Origin of the sequence: Pseudomonas sp. NBRC 111139 (assembly GCF_001753955.1) — a bacterium.
GTDB classification, from domain to species: Bacteria; Pseudomonadota; Gammaproteobacteria; order Pseudomonadales; family Pseudomonadaceae; genus Aquipseudomonas; species Aquipseudomonas alloputida.
In genome coordinates this window covers 28,739-45,620 of sequence record NZ_BCBP01000024.1, presented here as the reverse complement: position 1 = coordinate 45,620, position 16,882 = coordinate 28,739, and the positions used below count along the sequence as shown (strand labels likewise).

Here is a 16,882-nt window from a genome sequence, read left to right as displayed (position 1 = left end):
TCAAGCCTGTTCCTCGCCATCGAGCAGTTGGTCCTCAAGGGCTTCGCGGTAGTCGCCCGGCGCCTGCCACAAGCCGCGCTGCTGGGCCTCCAGCAGGCGCTCGGTGAGGTCGCGCAGGGCCTCGGGGTTGTGCTCGCGCATGAAATCGCGGGTTGCCGGGTCGAGCACATAGGCATCGGCCAGCCCCTGGTAATGATGGTCGTCGATCAGGTGCGTGGTGGCGTCGAAGGCGAACAGGTTGTCGACTGTCGCGGCCATCTCGAAGGCACCCTTGTAGCCGTGACGCTTGACCCCGTCGATCCACTTGGGATTGAGCGCACGCGCGCGGATCACCCGGTTCAGCTCTTCCTTGAGGGTACGGATGCGCGGTCGGTCGGCCTGGCTGTGGTCGCAATGGTAGCTGGCCACCACCGCCCCGGACAGGGTTTCCGAGGCCGCCAGCATGCCGCCCTGGAACTGGTAGTAATCGTTGGAATCGAGCAGGTCGTGCTCGTGGTTGTCCTGGTTCTGCAGCACCGCCTGCACCTTGGCCAGGCGCTGGGCGAACTGGGCGCGGGCCGGGGTGCCGTCGTCGCTGCCGCCGTAGGCATAGCCACCGTGGTTGAGGTAGACCTCTGCCAGGTCGTCGCGGCTGTGCCACAAGCGCCCGTCAATGGCGTTCTGCACCCCGGCACCGTATGCGCCGGGTTTGGCACCGAACACCCGCCAGCCAGCCTGACGTGCAGCCTGCTCGGCATCCACGCCTTGAGCCTGCAGCGCGGCCCGCTCGCTGCGCACGCGGGCAGCCAGGGGGTTGAGGTCGTCAGGTTCGTCCAGTGCGGCCACGGCCTGCACGGCGGCGTCGAACAGGCGGATCAGGTTACCGAAGGCATCGCGGAAGAAGCCGGAAACGCGCAAGGTCACATCCACCCGCGGGCGGTCGAGCAGGCTCAACGGCAAGATTTCGAAGTCGTCGACGCGCTGGCTTCCGGTGGCCCAGACAGGCCGCACGCCCATCAGCGCCATGGCCTGCGCGATGTCGTCGCCGCCGGTGCGCATGGTCGCCGTGCCCCACACCGACAGGCCGAGCTGACGCAAGTGATCGCCGTGGTCCTGCAGATGGCGCTCGAGGATCAGGCTGGCCGAGGCGAAGCCCAGGCGCCAGGCTGTGGTGGTGGGCAGGTTGCGCACGTCCACCGTATAGAAGTTGCGGCCGGTGGGCAGCACATCGAGGCGCCCTCGGCTAGGCGCACCACTGGGGCCGGCGGGCACGAAGCGCCCGGCCAGTGCCGCCAGCAGGCCATGCATTTCAGCCGTGCCGCAGGCGTCCAGGCTGGGTGCGACCGCTTCACGCAGGGCCTGCACTACAGCGTGCACCGGTTGCCACTCACTCAGGTCGGGTAACTGTGCTGTGCCTTCCAGCGCCTGCCCGATCACCTGCAGTGCCAACAGCTCAAGGCGCTCGCGGGTGTCGCCACAGGTGCGCCAAGGTTCATTGCTCATGGCCTGCAGCTGTTCAGGGCGTATGCCCTGCCACGGCTGCCCAAGGTCGCAGTCGAGCGGGTCCCAGCCCGGCACCAGTGCTTTGGCCAAAGCCCGCAGCAGGCTGGCATTACCGCCACGGCCGTCGCCACGCTCGACCCGCAACAACGCCAGCAGCGTATCCAGGCGTAGCCGCCCTTCAGGTGACTGACCAAACACGTGCAGGCCATCGCGAATCTGCGACTCCTTCAGGTCGCACAGGTAGGTATCCAGGCGCGGCAGCCAGAGCGCCGCATCGTCCAGTTGCCCTTCCAGTTGCAACTCACGGTCGATGTGGTTGGCCTTGACCAGCTCGAGGATGTCACGCTGCAACTCGCGGGCACGCCGTGGGTCGAGCAACTGCGCTTCGTAGAACTCGTCGGCCAGTTGTTCCAGGTGGCGCAGCGGGCCATAGGTTTCGGCACGGGTCAGCGGCGGCATCAGGTGGTCAATGATCACCGCCTGGGTGCGGCGCTTGGCCTGGGCACCTTCGCCCGGGTCGTTGACGATGAACGGGTAGATGTTCGGCAGCGGACCCAGCAGCGCGTCCGGCCAGCACTGCGCCGACAGCCCGACGCCTTTGCCGGGCAGCCATTCGAGGTTGCCATGCTTGCCGACGTGGATCACCGCATCGGCGGCAAATGCGTGACGCAACCAGAAGTGAAATGCCAGGTAGCCGTGCGGCGGCACCAGGTCAGGGTCGTGATACACCGCGCTGGGGTCCACCTGGTAGCCCCGCGCCGGCTGGATACCGACGAAGGTCAAGCCAAAGCGCAGGCCGGCAACCATCAGCCGGCCGCTGCGGTACATCGGATCCTGTTCGGGCGGCCCCCAGCGTTCCAGCACTGCCTGGCGGTTGGCCTGCGGCAGGCGCTCGAAGGCCACCTGGTAGTCGACCAGGCTCAGGCTCTGGGCACAGGGGCGCTGGTCGAGGTGGTCGAGGTCGTTGGTCACCCCACCGAGCAGCTGATGGATCAGTTGCGTACCGCTGCCCGGCAATTCGGCCAGCGGGTAGCCTTCGGCCTGCAGCGCCTTGAGGATGTTGAGTGCGGCGGCGGGCGTGTCCAGGCCGACGCCATTGCCAATGCGGCCATCGCGAGTCGGGTAGTTGGCCAGCACCAGGGCCACACGCTTCTGGGCATTGGGCAGGCGGGCCAGCTCGACCCAGCGGCGGGCCAGCTCGGCGACAAAGTCCATGCGCTCGGGGTGGGCGCGGTAGCAGACAACGTCGGACTGGCTGCGCTCGCTGCGCCAGGCCATGTCCTTGAAGCTGACCGGGCGCGTGATGATGCGCCCGTCCAGCTCCGGCAATGCAATGTGCATGGCCAGGTCGCGCGCGCCCAGGCCCTGCTCGCTGGCTTCCCAGCCTGGCTGGTTGTCCTGCGCGCAGATTGCCTGAAGCACCGGGATGTCGCGGCGAAACGGGCGCAGGTTGGGGCGCTCGGGGCTGGACAAGGCGAAACCGGTGGTATTGACCAGCACTTCGGCGCCGACCTCGTCCAGCCAGGCTTCGACCTGTTCCAGGCAGGCGCTTTCCTTGAGGCTGGCCACGGCGATCGGCAACGGGTTCAGGCCGGCAGCCTGCAGGCGCTGGCAGAACACGTCGATGAAGGCGGTATTGGCCGCTTGCAGGTGCGAACGGTAGAACAGCAACGGCGCCACTGGCTGCTCGGGGTGCCAGTGCGGGTACCAGTCCTCGAGTGTCGCGCTGCCCTTGGCGGGGTGATAGACCGCCGTGCGCGGCAAAGGCTGCGGCTCGTCCCAGGCATAGTCGCGGCCCAGCCATTGGCTGGCCAGGCAGTTGAACAGGTTGATGGCGTTGGCCTTGCCGCCCTGGCGCAGGTAATGCCAAAGCCGCTCGGCCTGCTCACCGCGGACGTTGCCCAGGCGGGTCAGCTCCGGGTCCGGGCGGTCATCGCCCGGCACCAGAATCAGCTGCACGCCACGGGCGGCCAGCTCGACCAGTTGTTCGACACCATAGCGCCAGTAACCAACGCCACCGTGCAGCGACACCAGGATGACCTTGGCGTGGCGCAGCACCTGGTCGACATACAGGTCGACCGAGGCATGGTTCTGCACCTGCATCGGGTTGGCCAGGCGCAGGCTGGGAAAGTCTTCGGGCAATTGCTCGGCGGTGTCGGCGAGCAAGGCCAGGTGTGAATCGCCACTGCAGAGAATCACCAGCTCGGCGGGTGTCTGGCCGAGGTCGGCAATGCTGTCATCCGGTACGAAAGCACCGGGCTGGGTCCGCAGCAGGTGCATGGGTCAGGCGCCCAGTGCCTGGCGCAGGCGCGCTTCCAGCTGGGCAGCATCGAGGTCCTGGCCGATCAGCACCAGGCGGGTGATGCGCGGCTCATCGGCGCGCCAGGCGCGGTCGAAGTGCTTGTCGAAACGGGTGCCCACGCCTTGTACCAGCAGGCGCATCGGCTTGCCCGGGATGGCGGCGAAGCCTTTGGCGCGCAGGATACCGAACTCCACCACCAACTGGGTCAATGCATCGAGCAGCAGGCTTTCGTCGGCTTCTGGCAGGTCGATGGAGATGGAGTCGAAAGCGTCGTGGTCATGATCGTCATGATCGTCGCCGTCGTGGTGCGAATCGTGGTGGGTTCGGCGGCCATCGATATGCGCCTCGGACTCGGCACCCACGCCCAGCAGCACCTCCAGTGGCAGCTTGCCGCTGCTGGCCTCGATCACTTTCACCGCCGGCGGCAGTTCTTCGGCCACCTCGGCACGCACCTTGGCCAGGCCTTCGGCGTCGATCAGGTCGGCCTTGTTCAACACCACCAGGTCGGCGCTGGCCAACTGGTCAGCGAACAGCTCATGCAGGGGCGATTCATGGTCCAGGTTAGGGTCGAGCTTGCGCTGGGCATCGACCTGGTCCGGGTAGGCAGCAAAGGTGCCGGCGGCCACGGCCGGGCTGTCGACCACGGTGATGACCGCATCGACGGTGCAGGCGTTACGGATTTCCGGCCACTGGAATGCTTGTACCAATGGCTTGGGCAGGGCCAGGCCGCTGGTTTCGATGAGGATGTGGTCGAGGTCGCCACGGCGGGCCACCAGCTCGCGCATCACCGGGAAGAATTCTTCCTGCACGGTGCAGCACAGGCAGCCGTTGGCCAGCTCGTAGACGCGGCCGCTGGCTTCTTCTTCGGTGCACCCGATGCTGCACTGCTTGAGGATCTCGCCATCGATGCCCAGTTCGCCGAACTCGTTGACGATGACCGCAATGCGGCGCCCCTGGGCGTTGTCGAGCATGTGGCGCAGCAAGGTGGTCTTGCCCGATCCGAGGAAGCCGGTGACGATGGTGACGGGGAGCTTGGCCAGTGTTTTCATGTCGCATTGCCCTTGGCAGTGTGGCGCGGGCATGCAGGACGACAGCCGCAGGCCAGGCCGGCCGGGCTTGTTCGCCACCGGATCACCCCGCCCGGTTGAAAGTCGAAAACGTGACGAGGCAGGTCTCCTGGCTTGCACCGTTCCATGTCCCCGTTCAGTCGAACAGCGGGCTGGCGGGATGACGCCTTCCCGCGCGCTGGCGCAGTGGCTGTGTCGATCCGTTGTCGGTGCTTACAGTTGCGGGGGCAGCCGCGGCTTGTACCGCGTTCCCGTCTTAGCTCCGGCCATGCCGAAGAACCTCGAAGTGGCAAGGCTACGCAGTGGCTGGCGGGTGGTCAACCATTGCTGCCGGCTGGTCGACCATAAGGGGAGCAACTGCGCTACAGTGGCACCTTTTCAACGGACAAGGACGCCCCATGCCCCTCGCCCCCGCCATACCTGTACTGCGCATATTCTCGATCGACAAGGCCAAGGAGTTCTACCTCGATTTCCTGGGTTTCAGCCTGGACTGGGAGCACCGCTTCAGCCCGGACTTGCCGTTGTACATGCAGATCCACCGTGATGGCCTGATCCTGCACCTTTCAGAGCACCATGGCGATGCCTGCCCTGGCTCGACCGTGTTCGCCCGCCTCGACGACCTGCACGCGCTGGAGCGTGAATTGCAGGGTAAACAGTACGGTTTCGCCCGGCCTGAGGCCGAGCGCCTGGATTGGGGCCTGCAGATGCAGGTGTGGGACCCGTTCGGCAACCGCCTGCGCTTTTGCCAACAGATTGATGACGAGGCCAACCCGTGAAGGCATTGGGCAAACGCGAAATGGGCCGCCTGGAGCGGGAGTTGGTCGCGTGCCTGACCGATGCCTGCGAAGCCGCCAAGGCGGAGATTGTCGGCTTCAGTTGGCTTACCCATCGCCTCGACCCCGAGGACTTTCCGGGCAGCCTGCGTATTACCTGGGTATTCGAGCAAGAGGCCGATAAAGCCGCTGCAGTGGCGGGCGACGCAAAGGCACGTATGCTGGCACTGACCTGCCAGGCATTGGACCACGCTGGAATACAGCTGGACCATCCCGCTTGGCATGTACGCTATGACAGCGAAGAGGCCTGTGCACGGGTGCATGGCGGGGACTGGGGAAAACGCCTGCAGGGGCATTGACCCTGCGGTTTGACGATAGTATCGCTTCGCAGCCTATCAATTCGTGACTGGCCGTTCCCGATCCGCCAAGGATGGTTTAAGGTGGCATGGTGCGCATATAACAGCAGCCCGAGCGATCGGGCACTTGCAAGACAATGAGGGTGTCATGAGCAACGAAAGCATTAATTGGGACAAGCTGGGTTTCGACTACATCAAGACCGACAAACGCTACCTGTCCGTATGGCGCAATGGCGAGTGGGACAAGGGCACCCTGACCGAAGACAACGTACTGCACATCAGTGAAGGCTCCACGGCCCTGCACTACGGCCAGCAGTGCTTCGAAGGCCTGAAGGCCTACCGTTGCAAGGACGGCTCGATCAACCTGTTCCGCCCGGACCAGAACGCGGCCCGCATGCAGCGCAGCTGCGCACGCCTGCTGATGCCGCACGTGCCGACCGATGTGTTCATCGAAGCGTGCAAGCAAGTGGTCAAGGCGAATGAAAAGTTCGTGCCACCGCACGGCAAAGGCGCCCTGTACCTGCGCCCGTTCGTGATCGGCACCGGCGACAACATTGGCGTGCGCACCGCCCCCGAGTTCATCTTCTCGGTGTTCGCCATCCCGGTTGGTTCGTATTTCAAGGGCGGCATGAAGCCGCACAACTTCCAGATTTCCAGCTTCGACCGTGCTGCCCCACAGGGCACCGGCGCGGCCAAGGTCGGTGGCAACTACGCTGCCAGCCTGCAGCCGGGCGCTGAAGCGAAGAAGGCCAACTTCGCCGACGCCATCTACCTCGACCCGCTGACCCACACCAAGATCGAGGAGGTCGGTTCGGCCAACTTCTTCGGCATCACCGCCAACAACGAGTTCGTCACCCCGAAATCGGCCTCGGTACTGCCCGGCATCACCCGCCTCTCGCTGATGGAACTGGCGCAATCGCGTCTGGGCCTGACCGTGATCGAAGGCGATGTCGAGATCAGCAAGCTGGACCGTTTCGTGGAAGCCGGTGCCTGCGGTACCGCAGCCGTGATCACTCCGATCGGCGGCATCGAGTACAACGGCAAGCTGCACGTGTTCCACGACCTGGAAAAGGTCGGCCCGGTTACCCAGAAGCTCTACAACGAGCTGACCGGTATCCAGAGCGGCGATGTAGAGGCACCGGCAGGCTGGATCGTCAAGGTCGCCTGAGGCGCATCAGCTGTATGAAAACGGGGCATGCCAGCGATGGCATGCCCCGTTTTTCATGGGTTTACGCGGCCACCTTGAGGTACGGGTTTACCCGCGAATACGGTGGCGGCAGCGACGGTGAACGGCGGGTGGAAATTGGCCAGCAGGCCCGGCCCTTTCGCGGGTAAACCCGCTCCTACGACGGCCTGTGTCCAACCCACGAGGTGTGTCCACCACCGTGGTAGGAGCGGGTTTATCCGCGAATACGGTAGCGGCAGCGACGGTGAACGGCGGGTGGAAATTGGCCAGCAGGGCCGGCCCTTTCGCGGGTAAACCCGCTCCTACGACGGCCTGTGTCCAACCCACGAGGTGTGTCCACCACCGTGGTAGGAGCGGGTTTACCCGCGAATACGGTGGTGGCGGCGACGGTGAACGGCGGGTGGAAATTGACCAGCAGGGCCGGCCCTTTCGCGGGTAAACCCGCTCCTACACGACGGCCTGCGCCCAATCCCCGACGTGTGACCACCACCGTGGTAGGAGCGGGTTTACCCGCGAATACGGTAGCGCCGGCGACGGTGAACGGCGGGTGGAAATTGGCCAGCAGGCCCGGCCCTTTCGCGGGTGAACCCGCTCCTACACGACGGCCTGCGCACAACCACCGACCTGTGTCCACCCCTGATCAATGAACCGCGCCGGGTGGCCGAATCATGCCAGGCGCCGCTGCACCAGCAGGTGCCGGGCTTTGTCGAACGCCCAGTTGTACACCACGGTGTAGGGCAGGATGATCACGAAGAAGCCCAGCTCCACCATGAACGCCTGCAGCAGCGAAATCTCCAGCATCCAAGCCGCCACCGGCAGGCACCACACCACCAGGCCGGCTTCGAAGCCAAGACCGTGCACAAAACGCGTACTGGCCTTCCAGTTGATGCGTTCGGTTTGCACCCAGCGATCAACCAGTGCGTTGTAGACCATGTTCCACAGCATGGCGATCACCGACAGGGTCACCGCCAGCGCGCCCGCCGTTGCCAACGACTTGCCCATGATCCAGGACAGCAGCGGCGCACACAGCAGTACCGCAAAAACTTCATAGCCAACGGCGTGGACCAGGCGTTCGGTGAAAGACACGTTTTTCATTGCACATTCCATCCATTGCGGGAGTCGTGCTTCCCATTTTCTTTGATAGAACTGATACTCGCGACATAGCTACCATCGGTTTTATCAATACCATGCGTTACTCTCCCGAAGCTCTGGTCGCCTTTACCGAAGCCGCCTCACTCGGTTCGTTTTCTGCGGCGGCGCGCAAGCTGCGCAAAAGCCAGTCCACTGTCAGCATCGCCATCGCCAATTTCGAGGCCGATATCGGCTGCCCGCTGTTTGACCGCAATGGCCGCCACCCCACGCTCAATGAGGCGGGCAGGCAGGTGCTGAGCCATGTCGAGGCGATTCTCGATGCCAGCGCCCAGCTCGATGCGCTGGCAGTGCGACTGGCGCAAAATGTCGAGGCGCTGGTATCTGTGGTGATGTCGGACAGCTACAGCGTAACGTTCCAGGGGGCGGTGATGACTCGTTTCGCCCAGCACTACCCCCATACCGAGCTACGCTGCGGCCCGGCGGAGGACGCTGATGTGATCGAGATGATCCAGCAGGGCCTGGCCCATGTCGGCATCCTTGCCACACAGCCCGGCTACCCCGCCGACGTGGCCGTGGCGCGCTTGCCGGAGCAGGCAGAGTTCGGCGTGTATGTCGCCAGCGAGCATCCGCTGGCAAGCCTGGCGCAGGTAAAGGCGCAGCATCTGGAGAACGCACGACAGCTGTATATCAAGACCTATGCCCCCAGCCTGCACCATGGCCGTGGCCAAGCGTGGTCGGCACCGGATTACCTTACCCTGCTGGAGTTCGCCGTGCGCGGGTTTGGCTGGGCCGAGCTGCCCAGGGCGCTGGTAAAACGGTTTGGCAACGAGCTGGTGGAGTTGCAGATAGCGGGTTACCCCCGGCGGGTGGATATGGATGTGGCCTGGTCGAGCCGGCGTGCCTTGGGGCCGGCCGGGCAATGGCTGGTGCGACAAATGTTGGGGCAATAGTTGTGTCGCCTGCCCGAACTTGAAGTGCGCCCAGACACAACAACCGGTACACCCAGCGACAAGCCTTCCCCCCACCCCGCCCCTTAGCCTGTCACCACGCGCCGCCCCGCTGCGGCACGCACCCAAAAAGCACAAGAACAAACGTTGGTGACCTATGCAGACAGTAGATCCGATCACCCTTGCGGTTGTCCGGGGTGCGCTGGAGACAGCGCAACGCGAAATGACCCTGACCCTGGAAAAGACCGGGCGCTCCAGTGTGTTCAACCTGGCACACGACTATTCCAACTCGCTGTTCGACCACTTGCCGGAAATGATCCTGCAGGGCCAGGACATTCCCATCCACCTGGGCTCGCTGATACCGGCCATGAAATGCGTGGCCGAGTTCTTCGGCGACGACATCGCCGAAGGCGACGTGATCTACCACAACGACCCCGCCTACAAGGGCAGCCATATTCTCGACTGCTGCATGTACAAACCGGTGTATTACCAGGGCGAGCTGGTGTTCTGGACCGTCTGCAAGGGCCACCTGACCGACATCGGCGGCCCGGTGCCGGCGGGCTACAACCCCGATGCCAAGGAGATCTATGCCGAGGGCCTGCGCATTCCACCGGTCAAGCTGTGGGAAAAGGGCAAGCGTCGTGAGGACGTGATCAACTTCATGCTCACCAACATGCGCGCCCGCCCCTATCAGGAAGGCGACCTCAATGCCCAGTATGGCGCCTGCAAGGTCGGCGAGCGGCACTTGCTGGAGCTGCTGGACAAGTACGGCGTGGCACAGGTGCGTGCCTCCATCGCCGAACTGAAGAACATGGCCGACCGACACATGCGGGCGCTGTTGCGCGATGTGCCGGATGGTGACTACAGCGGCACCGCCGTGCTCGAAGATGCCGGCCACGGCCTGGGTGAACTGGCCATCACCGCCCATGTGCAGATCCGTGGCGACCAGGCCCATGTGCGCATCGAAAGCCCGCCGCAGGTGCCGTACTTCATCAATTCCTATGAGGGCAACTCGGTATCCGGGGTTTACCTGGGGCTGATGATGTTCGCCCAGGTGGCGCCGCCTTACAACGAAGGCCTGTATCGCTGCGTAACGGTCGATGTCGGCCCCAGGGGTACGCTGTGCAATGCCGAGGAACCCGCGCCTCACGTCAATTGCACCACCACGCCGATGGAAACCCTCGCCGATGCCGTGCGCACGGCACTGGAACAGGCCTCGCCACAGCGGGTAACGGCCTCCTGGGGGCATACCAGCGGCATCAACATTGCCGGCCGCGACCCGCGCAACGGCAATAGCGAGTACGTGACGATGGTGCTGGCCTCGATCATTTCCGGTGCCGGTGCCAACAAGGTGATGGATGGCTGGCACGCCTGCGGCCCGCTGTGCTGCTTCGGGGCGCTGATGAGCGGTGACATCGAGCTGCTCGAACACGCTTATCCGGTGCTGATCCACCGCTACAGCCTGATGGCCGACAGTGGTGGCGCCGGTGAGTTACGCGGGGGTTCGGGCACCCGCCTGGAGATCGAGCCACTGGACCACGCCATGACCGTGGTCGGCTTCGGCGAGGGCCGCCAGTTGCCCACCGCTGGTGCCGCCGGGGCTCGCAATGCCCTGCTCGAGCCCAAACTGGGCCGGCTGATCCATCGCCATGCCGATGGCCGCGAAGACCACTACACGCAGAACCCCATGCTCACCCTGCAGCCCGGCGAACGCATCATCAACATCAACCCAGGGGGTGGTGGCTACGGCGACCCACTGCGCCGTCGGGTCGCAGCAGTACTGGAGGACGTGCGCAACGGCCTGGTCTCGCCACAAGGCGCAGCCCTGGAATATGGCGTGGTCCTCGATGCCGATGGCCAACTGGACGAAACAGCCACCCGCCTTGCCCGCGCCCCGCGCTAACCGGAGAACACGCATGCGTAACCAATATCGCCTGGGCGTAGACGCCGGCGGCACTTTCACCGATTTCATCCTGGCCGATCGCGACGGCGGCGTGCAGCTGTTCAAGGCCCCCTCCACGCCGCAGGACGGCACCTTGGCCATTCGCGCCGGCCTGGCACAGATTGCTGACGCCACCGGGCGCAGCCCGGCCGAACTGATCGCCAACTGTGACCTGTGCATCAACGGCACCACCGTGGCCCTCAACGCGCTGATCGAGCGCACCGGGGTCAAGGTGGGCCTGCTGTGCACCGAGGGGCACGAGGACAGCCTGGAAATCCGCCTGGGCCACAAGGAAGAGGGCCACCGCTACGACGCCCACTACCCGCCGGCACACATGCTTGCCCCACGCCACCTGCGCCGCCCGATCGGTGGCCGAATCCTTGGCGATGGCCGTGAGCACAGCCCGCTGGACGAAGCCGCCATCCATGCCGCCATCGACTACTTCCGTGCCGAAGGCGTGCAGGCCGTGGCCATTTCCTTCCTGTGGTCGGTGCGCAACCCCAGCCACGAACAACGGGCCGCCGAACTGGTACGGGCTGCCCTGCCCGAGGTGTTCGTCTGCACCGGCTGCGAGGTGTTCCCGCAGATTCGCGAATACACCCGCACCTCCACCACCGTGGTCAACGCCTACCTCAGCCCGGTAATGGCACGTTACGTGGCGCGCATCGACAGCCTGTTTCAGGCACTTGGCGCACAGCAGCCAGTACGCTACTTCCAGTCCAATGGCGGGTTGGCGCCCGGGCACCTGATGCGTGAGCGCGCCGTCAACGCGATCAACTCCGGTCCGGCCTCAGCGCCACAAGCCGGGCTGGCGGTAGCGAGGCCGTTCGGGATCGACAACGTCATCACCGTGGACATGGGCGGCACCTCGTTCGACATCACCCTGACCAATGGCGGACGCACCAACTTCAGCAAGGACGTGGACTTCCTGCGCCAGCGCATCGGCGTGCCGATGATCCAAGTGGAGACCCTGGGTGCCGGCGGTGGCTCCATCGCCCACCTGGACGAGTTTGGCATGCTCCAGGTCGGACCGCGCAGCGCCGGCGCCATGCCTGGGCCGGTGTGCTACGGCAAGGGTGGCCACGAACCCACGGTCACCGACGCCAACCTGGCACTTGGCTACCTGCCCGACGGCGCACTGCTGGGCGGCAGTATCCGCCTGAACCGCCAGGCCGCGCTGGACGCCATCCGGAGCACGATCGCCGAACCGTTGGGCATCAGTGTGGAACGCGCGGCATTCGGCATCACCACCCTGGTCAACCTGAACATGGTCAACGGCATCCGCCGCGTATCGATCGAGCGCGGTCACGACCCGCGTGACTTCGCCCTGATCGGCGCAGGCGGTGCGGCGGGCATGCACGTGGTGCGCCTGGCCGAAGAAATCGGCATGCACACCGTGCTGATCCCCAAGGTGGCCTCGGGCTTGTGTGCGTTCGGCCAGATCCTGTCCGACGTGCGCTACGACCAGCTCACCAGCCTGTCGATGCGCCTGGACGCCGGGCACGTCGACCTGGCGCAACTCAACCAGACCCTCACCGAACTGCGTGAGCAAGGCCTGGCCAACCTGCGCGAAGACGGTTTTGGCGACCAGGCCAGCAGCTGCCACTACACCCTGGAGATGCGCTACCTGGGGCAGATTCATGAGTGCAGTGTGGACCTGCAGCAGCACAGCCTGGACGAGGCAGGGCTGGCCGCGCTGATCAGCCGCTTCCACAGCCGCCACCAGACCCTGTACTCGTACAGCGAACCCGCCAGCCCGGTGGAGCTGGTGAACCTGGAGTGCTCGGTGATCGGCCACCTGCCACGCCCGCCGCAACCCGAGCTGCAGGGGCCGGCCGAGCCCCCCGCCCCCACCGCGCAATCCGTCCGCCCGATGCTGTTCAGTGCCGACGGTGAATGGCAGCCCACACCGGTGTTCAACGGTAACCACCTGTTGCCAGGGCAGACCGTGCATGGCCCCTGTGTGATCGAGGAAGACACCACCAATATTGTCCTGCCACCCGGCTGGCAGGCTCGCCTGGAGCCTTCGGCCACCTACCGGGTGACACGCGGGGGTTGATCTTGCGGTCGGCGCGCGCCGATCATGGGCCTGACAACCGCCCGGCAGTTTTACGCTGCCGGGCGGTTTGTACAATAACAAGAGCTGCTTGAGTAGCTTGCCTGCAGTTCCTTTTTTCAATGCTGCCCTCTTTGAAAAAGGACCCACCATGCCCACAGAACTCTCGACCCACGGCTGGCCACAGCCCGAACGCCAGGCACGCTGGGCCGAAGCCATCAGTGACACCTATTTCCCATTGAGCCTTGAATTTGCTGCCGGACAGCCGTTCGATGGCCACCTGCAGCGCTGGAGTACGCCGAGCACGCCACTGAGCCTGTCGCGCCTGCGGTCCAGCCAGCTGGGTTACTCGCGCAGTAACGCGCACATCGGCCAGGACCATGAAGCGTTCTACCTGGTGACCGTGCCGCATGGCAGCGAGGTGCACTTTGAACAGGACGGCCACCAGATCAGTTGCAGCCCGGGCGGTTTCATCGTCGAGCGCGGCGATGCACCCTACCGCTTCCACTACGGCACACAGAACGACTTGTGGGTGCTCAAGCTGCCCGAGCGTGCGCTCAAAGCCAACCTGCTGGGGCACAAGCGCTATACCCGGCATTGCTTCGATGCCCGTCAGGGCCTGGGGCGCATCTTCGTCGAGCAACTCGACCTGTGTGCCCGCCATTTCGACACCAGCCCCCCGGCAGCCCGGCATCTACTGCTGGAACAGGCCTCCGCCACCCTGCTGCTGGCCTTGCAACAGGATGAGCGCGTGCTGGGCAGCGAAGGCAGCAACCTCAGCACCCTGCACCTGACGCGGGTCGAGCAGTACGTGCAGCAAAACCTGGGTGACCCCGAGCTGTCGCCACAAACCATCGCCAGCGCCTGTGGGCTGTCGCTGCGTTATCTGCACAAGTTGTTCGCGATCACGCCCTACACCCTTGGCGAGTGGGTACGCCGTCAACGCCTGGAGGCCGTGCACCGGCAACTGCTTGACCCGCATTGCCACCTGGCGATCGGCGAACTGGCATTTCGCTGGGGCTTTGCCGATCAGGCGCAGTTCACCCGGGCATTTCGCCAGCAGTATGGGTGCACGGCGAGCGAGGTGCGGGCTACGCGTGCGCACTGATCACAACAACGGAAAATGGCCCGCTTCCACAGGGGCACCGTCGCGTTGGCTTGGCGGGCTCAATCCCCCGCCGCCACATCCACCACTTTCCAGCTGTCGTCCGGGTCGAAGCGTTTCATCTCCTTCGCCAGCCTGTCGCCATGCGGCCCGAGGTCTTTCTCGAACACTTGGCCGTCATGGCTGATCATGAAGCTCATCACCCCGGTGTCGTCGTACTTGGCCGGCCAGGCGACCATGGCGAAGCCACGGCTCATCTGGTTACCGATCAGGTAGCTGTAGGCACCGCCCGGGGCGGATGGGCCCTGTGCATCCAGGATGCGGAAGTGGTAGCCATACCAGGCGTCACCGACCACATCCTGGCCGAACAGCGGACCCAACGGGCTGACGTCACCGTCGCCATCGTCATCCCAATACAGCCCGTCATGCTTGCCCGGCTCGCTGAAAATCTTCTGTGCGTACTCCAGCGCACCATTGCCGTTATGGTCCTGGGTCGCGTAGTCCATTTGCGCATCGTGATAGGCCAGCAGCGACTGCAGAACACCCAGCTCGTTGCGCCCGATACGACGGGCGCGGATTTCGGCACTGCCCGCCTTGAGGTCGAAGCGCCAGCCCTGGCTGGTTCTGGTCAGCGGTATGGGCAAGGTCCAATGACCGGTGCCCACCGCCAGGATGGCCTTGCCCTCGCCTGACATGTCGATGCTGTGCTGTGCGCGATACTGCTCGAGAAAGGTATCCACATCGCTGCGTTGCACACCACCGCGCGGTATATAGGTGCGCCAGTCATCGCCCAGCAACTGGGCCAGGCGGGCTTCATCAGGTTTTTCCTGGCCCAGCGCCGCGACAAAGGCTTCCACGGCCTTCTCCGGCGTTGGGAAGGCTTGCTGGGCAGCGGCCATGAACGACCAGGCCAGACCTGCCGTCAGCAGCAATGCAGCACGTGTTGGGCGCTTCATCGACGGCCTCCTGCGCCGCGACGCGCGGGCGCACTGGGCCGGGAGATCGGGTGCCCGGCGGCACGAGACGCACCGGGCCGCTGAGCGAACGACTGGCTGGTACGGCCGCGGTTGGCCTGCACGCTGGTGCGCGACGGCGAGCGCACACCGTCGAAGGCATTGTTGCGGGCACGGCCTGCCGTATTGGCAGGACGGCTCTGCGCCGGCTGCCGCACCTGGCCGTCGCCCTGCCGGCGTTGATTGGCCAGGTTGCCGTTCTGCTGGCGGCCTTGATCATTGCGGGTTTCCTGCCGACGGTCAGTCGCCCGCGCGCCATCATCACGGGACGGCATGCGGTTGCCGTCAGGATTGCCTGCCTTGGCCTCGCGCATTTGCTCGCGGGCCTGACGGTTACTGGTAGCCGGCCGTTCGATACCTGCGCGGTCCATCGATGCCCGGGCTTTGTCTCGGGCCTGGGCCCGTTGGGCGTCGTCGCCGCGGAACGCGGTGCGCTGAGTGGCACCGTCCAGCTGGCGGCCGTACTGCTGACGGCTGCGAGAATCACGGTATGGCACACCGTCGCGGTTGGCGGCATTGTGCTGCCATTTGTTCTGGTTGTTGGTGATGCGGTTGTTGACGTTGAGGTTGTTGTAGCGGTTGACGTCAATGTCGATGTCATTGTTGTCCCAGTCGCAATCGCCCCACAACGAGGCGACGATCGCCACGCCGGTACCGAAGGCCAGGCCGGCCACCAGCGCGGAACCGGGGTAGTACATGGGCGGCGGCGGGTAATACACCGGCGGCGAGGCCGGGTAGGCCCAAGTGCCATAGGTGGTGGTCGGGTTATAGCTGGGCACATACACCACTTGCGGGTCGGCCGGCGCGATGACGATGGTGGTGGGCGGGCTGCTGGCCGCTGCCCCTTGGGTGCTACTGCCGCTTGCGGCTGGCGCCGGTGCGGTCTGCACGGTGACGTGCTGGTACTGGCTGCTCTGCAGATTGCCGGCAGCCTGCGCCTGGTGGCGCAAACGCTGCACGCTGCCCATGACATCATCGGGCTGAGCGAGAAAAGCATCGCCCAGGCGCTGCACCCAGACCGGGTCCTGCCCAAGCGTTGCCAGCACCTGCGGGAAGGCTACCAGTGCCTGTACGCTAGGGTCCCAGGGCTGCTTGGCCACTTGCCTGACTGCATCGTCGCCGGTGGCCTTGGGGTTGGCCTTGGACCAGGTCACGGCTTCATTGACCTGCCCCGGGTAGGTTGACGCCATCAGCACCTGAGCCAGCAACTGATCGGGGTACAAGGCAATGGGGGCAAGCATCTGGTCCAGTTGCTCCTGGGAGAACACCGGGTCCTTGGCTACGGGCGTGGCAGCGGAAGGCGCCGGATCCGGCGCGGGCACGTCTGCGGCCTGCACCAGGCCCGGGGCAGCGCTCAGGCAAAGCAGTGCCGACAGGACAGCAAACAATGGCATGCGCATCGCTTATCCCCATGAGGTCAGACCGCGTGGGTTAAGGGTAGCAATGGCAGTGCTTTTGACCAGACGAGGGGACGCAAACTTTTCGCGCTTCAAAGGTGGGATGGTTGATGCGTTTGAGTCTATAGGTGCGCTTCGCCGGAATCGTCGATAGTCACTATCGA

12 protein-coding genes and 1 riboswitch are annotated in these 16,882 nt (G+C 64.9%); of the genes, 7 read left to right on the top strand and 5 right to left on the bottom strand.

All coding sequences use genetic code 11. The features are described from left to right. Together cobN and cobW are read right to left on the bottom strand one after the other, a co-directional pair. Complete coding sequence (gene cobN / locus BJQ17_RS08225) at positions 1-3,762, bottom strand: cobaltochelatase subunit CobN (RefSeq protein WP_070095871.1); 3,762 nt, start codon at positions 3,760-3,762, stop codon at positions 1-3. A 3-nt stretch (positions 3,763-3,765) separates the two neighbouring features. Next, on the bottom strand, positions 3,766-4,833 hold the full coding sequence (gene cobW, locus BJQ17_RS08220; RefSeq protein WP_003247913.1) for a cobalamin biosynthesis protein CobW: 1,068 nt from the start codon (positions 4,831-4,833) through the stop codon (positions 3,766-3,768). 99 nt (positions 4,834-4,932) lie between these two features. Further along, positions 4,933-5,150, bottom strand: a riboswitch (cobalamin riboswitch). A 99-nt stretch (positions 5,151-5,249) separates the two neighbouring features. Between cobW and BJQ17_RS08215 the strand changes: the two genes are divergently transcribed. The 3 genes from BJQ17_RS08215 to BJQ17_RS08205 all read left to right on the top strand — a co-directional run bounded on the left by BJQ17_RS08215 (position 5,250) and on the right by BJQ17_RS08205 (position 7,148). Next, positions 5,250-5,627 carry a glyoxalase superfamily protein gene (locus BJQ17_RS08215; protein ID WP_010954367.1) on the top strand — a complete coding sequence of 126 codons (378 nt, stop codon included), beginning with the start codon at positions 5,250-5,252 and terminating at the stop codon, positions 5,625-5,627. Continuing rightward, entirely contained in the window at positions 5,624-5,983 is a 360-nt protein-coding gene (locus BJQ17_RS08210) for a hypothetical protein (protein ID WP_003247908.1), read from the top strand. Before BJQ17_RS08215 ends, BJQ17_RS08210 begins: the two co-directional genes overlap by 4 nt. 145 nt (positions 5,984-6,128) lie before the next feature. Continuing rightward, a complete protein-coding gene (locus tag BJQ17_RS08205) occupies positions 6,129-7,148 on the top strand; it encodes a branched-chain amino acid aminotransferase (protein ID WP_003247906.1) in 1,020 nt (339 codons plus the stop codon). A 684-nt stretch (positions 7,149-7,832) separates the two neighbouring features. On the opposite strand, the gene BJQ17_RS08200 is transcribed toward BJQ17_RS08205, so the two are convergent. Beyond that, on the bottom strand, positions 7,833-8,261 hold the full coding sequence (locus BJQ17_RS08200; protein ID WP_003247903.1) for a multidrug/biocide efflux PACE transporter: 429 nt from the start codon (positions 8,259-8,261) through the stop codon (positions 7,833-7,835). 92 nt (positions 8,262-8,353) lie between these two features. Between BJQ17_RS08200 and BJQ17_RS08195 the strand changes: the two genes are divergently transcribed. The 4 genes from BJQ17_RS08195 (at position 8,354) to BJQ17_RS08180 (ending at position 14,311) form a co-directional block, all read left to right on the top strand. Continuing rightward, a complete protein-coding gene (locus tag BJQ17_RS08195; protein ID WP_003247901.1) occupies positions 8,354-9,208 on the top strand; it encodes a LysR family transcriptional regulator in 855 nt (284 codons plus the stop codon). A gap of 154 nt (positions 9,209-9,362) precedes the next feature. Beyond that, positions 9,363-11,108 (top strand): hydantoinase B/oxoprolinase family protein, encoded by a 1,746-nt coding sequence (locus tag BJQ17_RS08190; protein ID WP_070095870.1) that lies wholly within the window; start codon positions 9,363-9,365, stop codon positions 11,106-11,108. Between the two features lie 13 nt (positions 11,109-11,121). Next, on the top strand, positions 11,122-13,206 hold the full coding sequence (locus BJQ17_RS08185; protein ID WP_070095869.1) for a hydantoinase/oxoprolinase family protein: 2,085 nt from the start codon (positions 11,122-11,124) through the stop codon (positions 13,204-13,206). A gap of 148 nt (positions 13,207-13,354) precedes the next feature. Continuing rightward, on the top strand, positions 13,355-14,311 hold the full coding sequence (locus BJQ17_RS08180; protein WP_003247896.1) for a helix-turn-helix domain-containing protein: 957 nt from the start codon (positions 13,355-13,357) through the stop codon (positions 14,309-14,311). Between the two features lie 59 nt (positions 14,312-14,370). On the opposite strand, the gene BJQ17_RS08175 is transcribed toward BJQ17_RS08180, so the two are convergent. Together BJQ17_RS08175 and BJQ17_RS08170 are read right to left on the bottom strand one after the other, a co-directional pair. Then, complete coding sequence (locus BJQ17_RS08175; protein WP_070095868.1) at positions 14,371-15,264, bottom strand: DUF2950 domain-containing protein; 894 nt, start codon at positions 15,262-15,264, stop codon at positions 14,371-14,373. After that, entirely contained in the window at positions 15,261-16,721 is a 1,461-nt protein-coding gene (locus tag BJQ17_RS08170; protein WP_070095867.1) for a DUF3300 domain-containing protein, read from the bottom strand. The genes BJQ17_RS08175 and BJQ17_RS08170 overlap by 4 nt, the downstream gene beginning before the upstream one ends. Between the last annotated feature and the right edge of the window lie 161 nt (positions 16,722-16,882).

Coding starts and splice junctions, on each gene's coding strand:
- cobN (WP_070095871.1), bottom strand. CDS start 3,762: ATGCACCTGCTGCGGACCCAGCCCGGTGCTTTCGTACCGGATGACAGC.
- cobW (WP_003247913.1), bottom strand. CDS start 4,833: ATGAAAACACTGGCCAAGCTCCCCGTCACCATCGTCACCGGCTTCCTC.
- BJQ17_RS08215 (WP_010954367.1), top strand. CDS start 5,250: ATGCCCCTCGCCCCCGCCATACCTGTACTGCGCATATTCTCGATCGAC.
- BJQ17_RS08205 (WP_003247906.1), top strand. CDS start 6,129: ATGAGCAACGAAAGCATTAATTGGGACAAGCTGGGTTTCGACTACATC.
- BJQ17_RS08200 (WP_003247903.1), bottom strand. CDS start 8,261: ATGAAAAACGTGTCTTTCACCGAACGCCTGGTCCACGCCGTTGGCTAT.
- BJQ17_RS08195 (WP_003247901.1), top strand. CDS start 8,354: ATGCGTTACTCTCCCGAAGCTCTGGTCGCCTTTACCGAAGCCGCCTCA.
- BJQ17_RS08190 (WP_070095870.1), top strand. CDS start 9,363: ATGCAGACAGTAGATCCGATCACCCTTGCGGTTGTCCGGGGTGCGCTG.
- BJQ17_RS08185 (WP_070095869.1), top strand. CDS start 11,122: ATGCGTAACCAATATCGCCTGGGCGTAGACGCCGGCGGCACTTTCACC.
- BJQ17_RS08180 (WP_003247896.1), top strand. CDS start 13,355: ATGCCCACAGAACTCTCGACCCACGGCTGGCCACAGCCCGAACGCCAG.
- BJQ17_RS08175 (WP_070095868.1), bottom strand. CDS start 15,264: ATGAAGCGCCCAACACGTGCTGCATTGCTGCTGACGGCAGGTCTGGCC.
- BJQ17_RS08170 (WP_070095867.1), bottom strand. CDS start 16,721: ATGCGCATGCCATTGTTTGCTGTCCTGTCGGCACTGCTTTGCCTGAGC.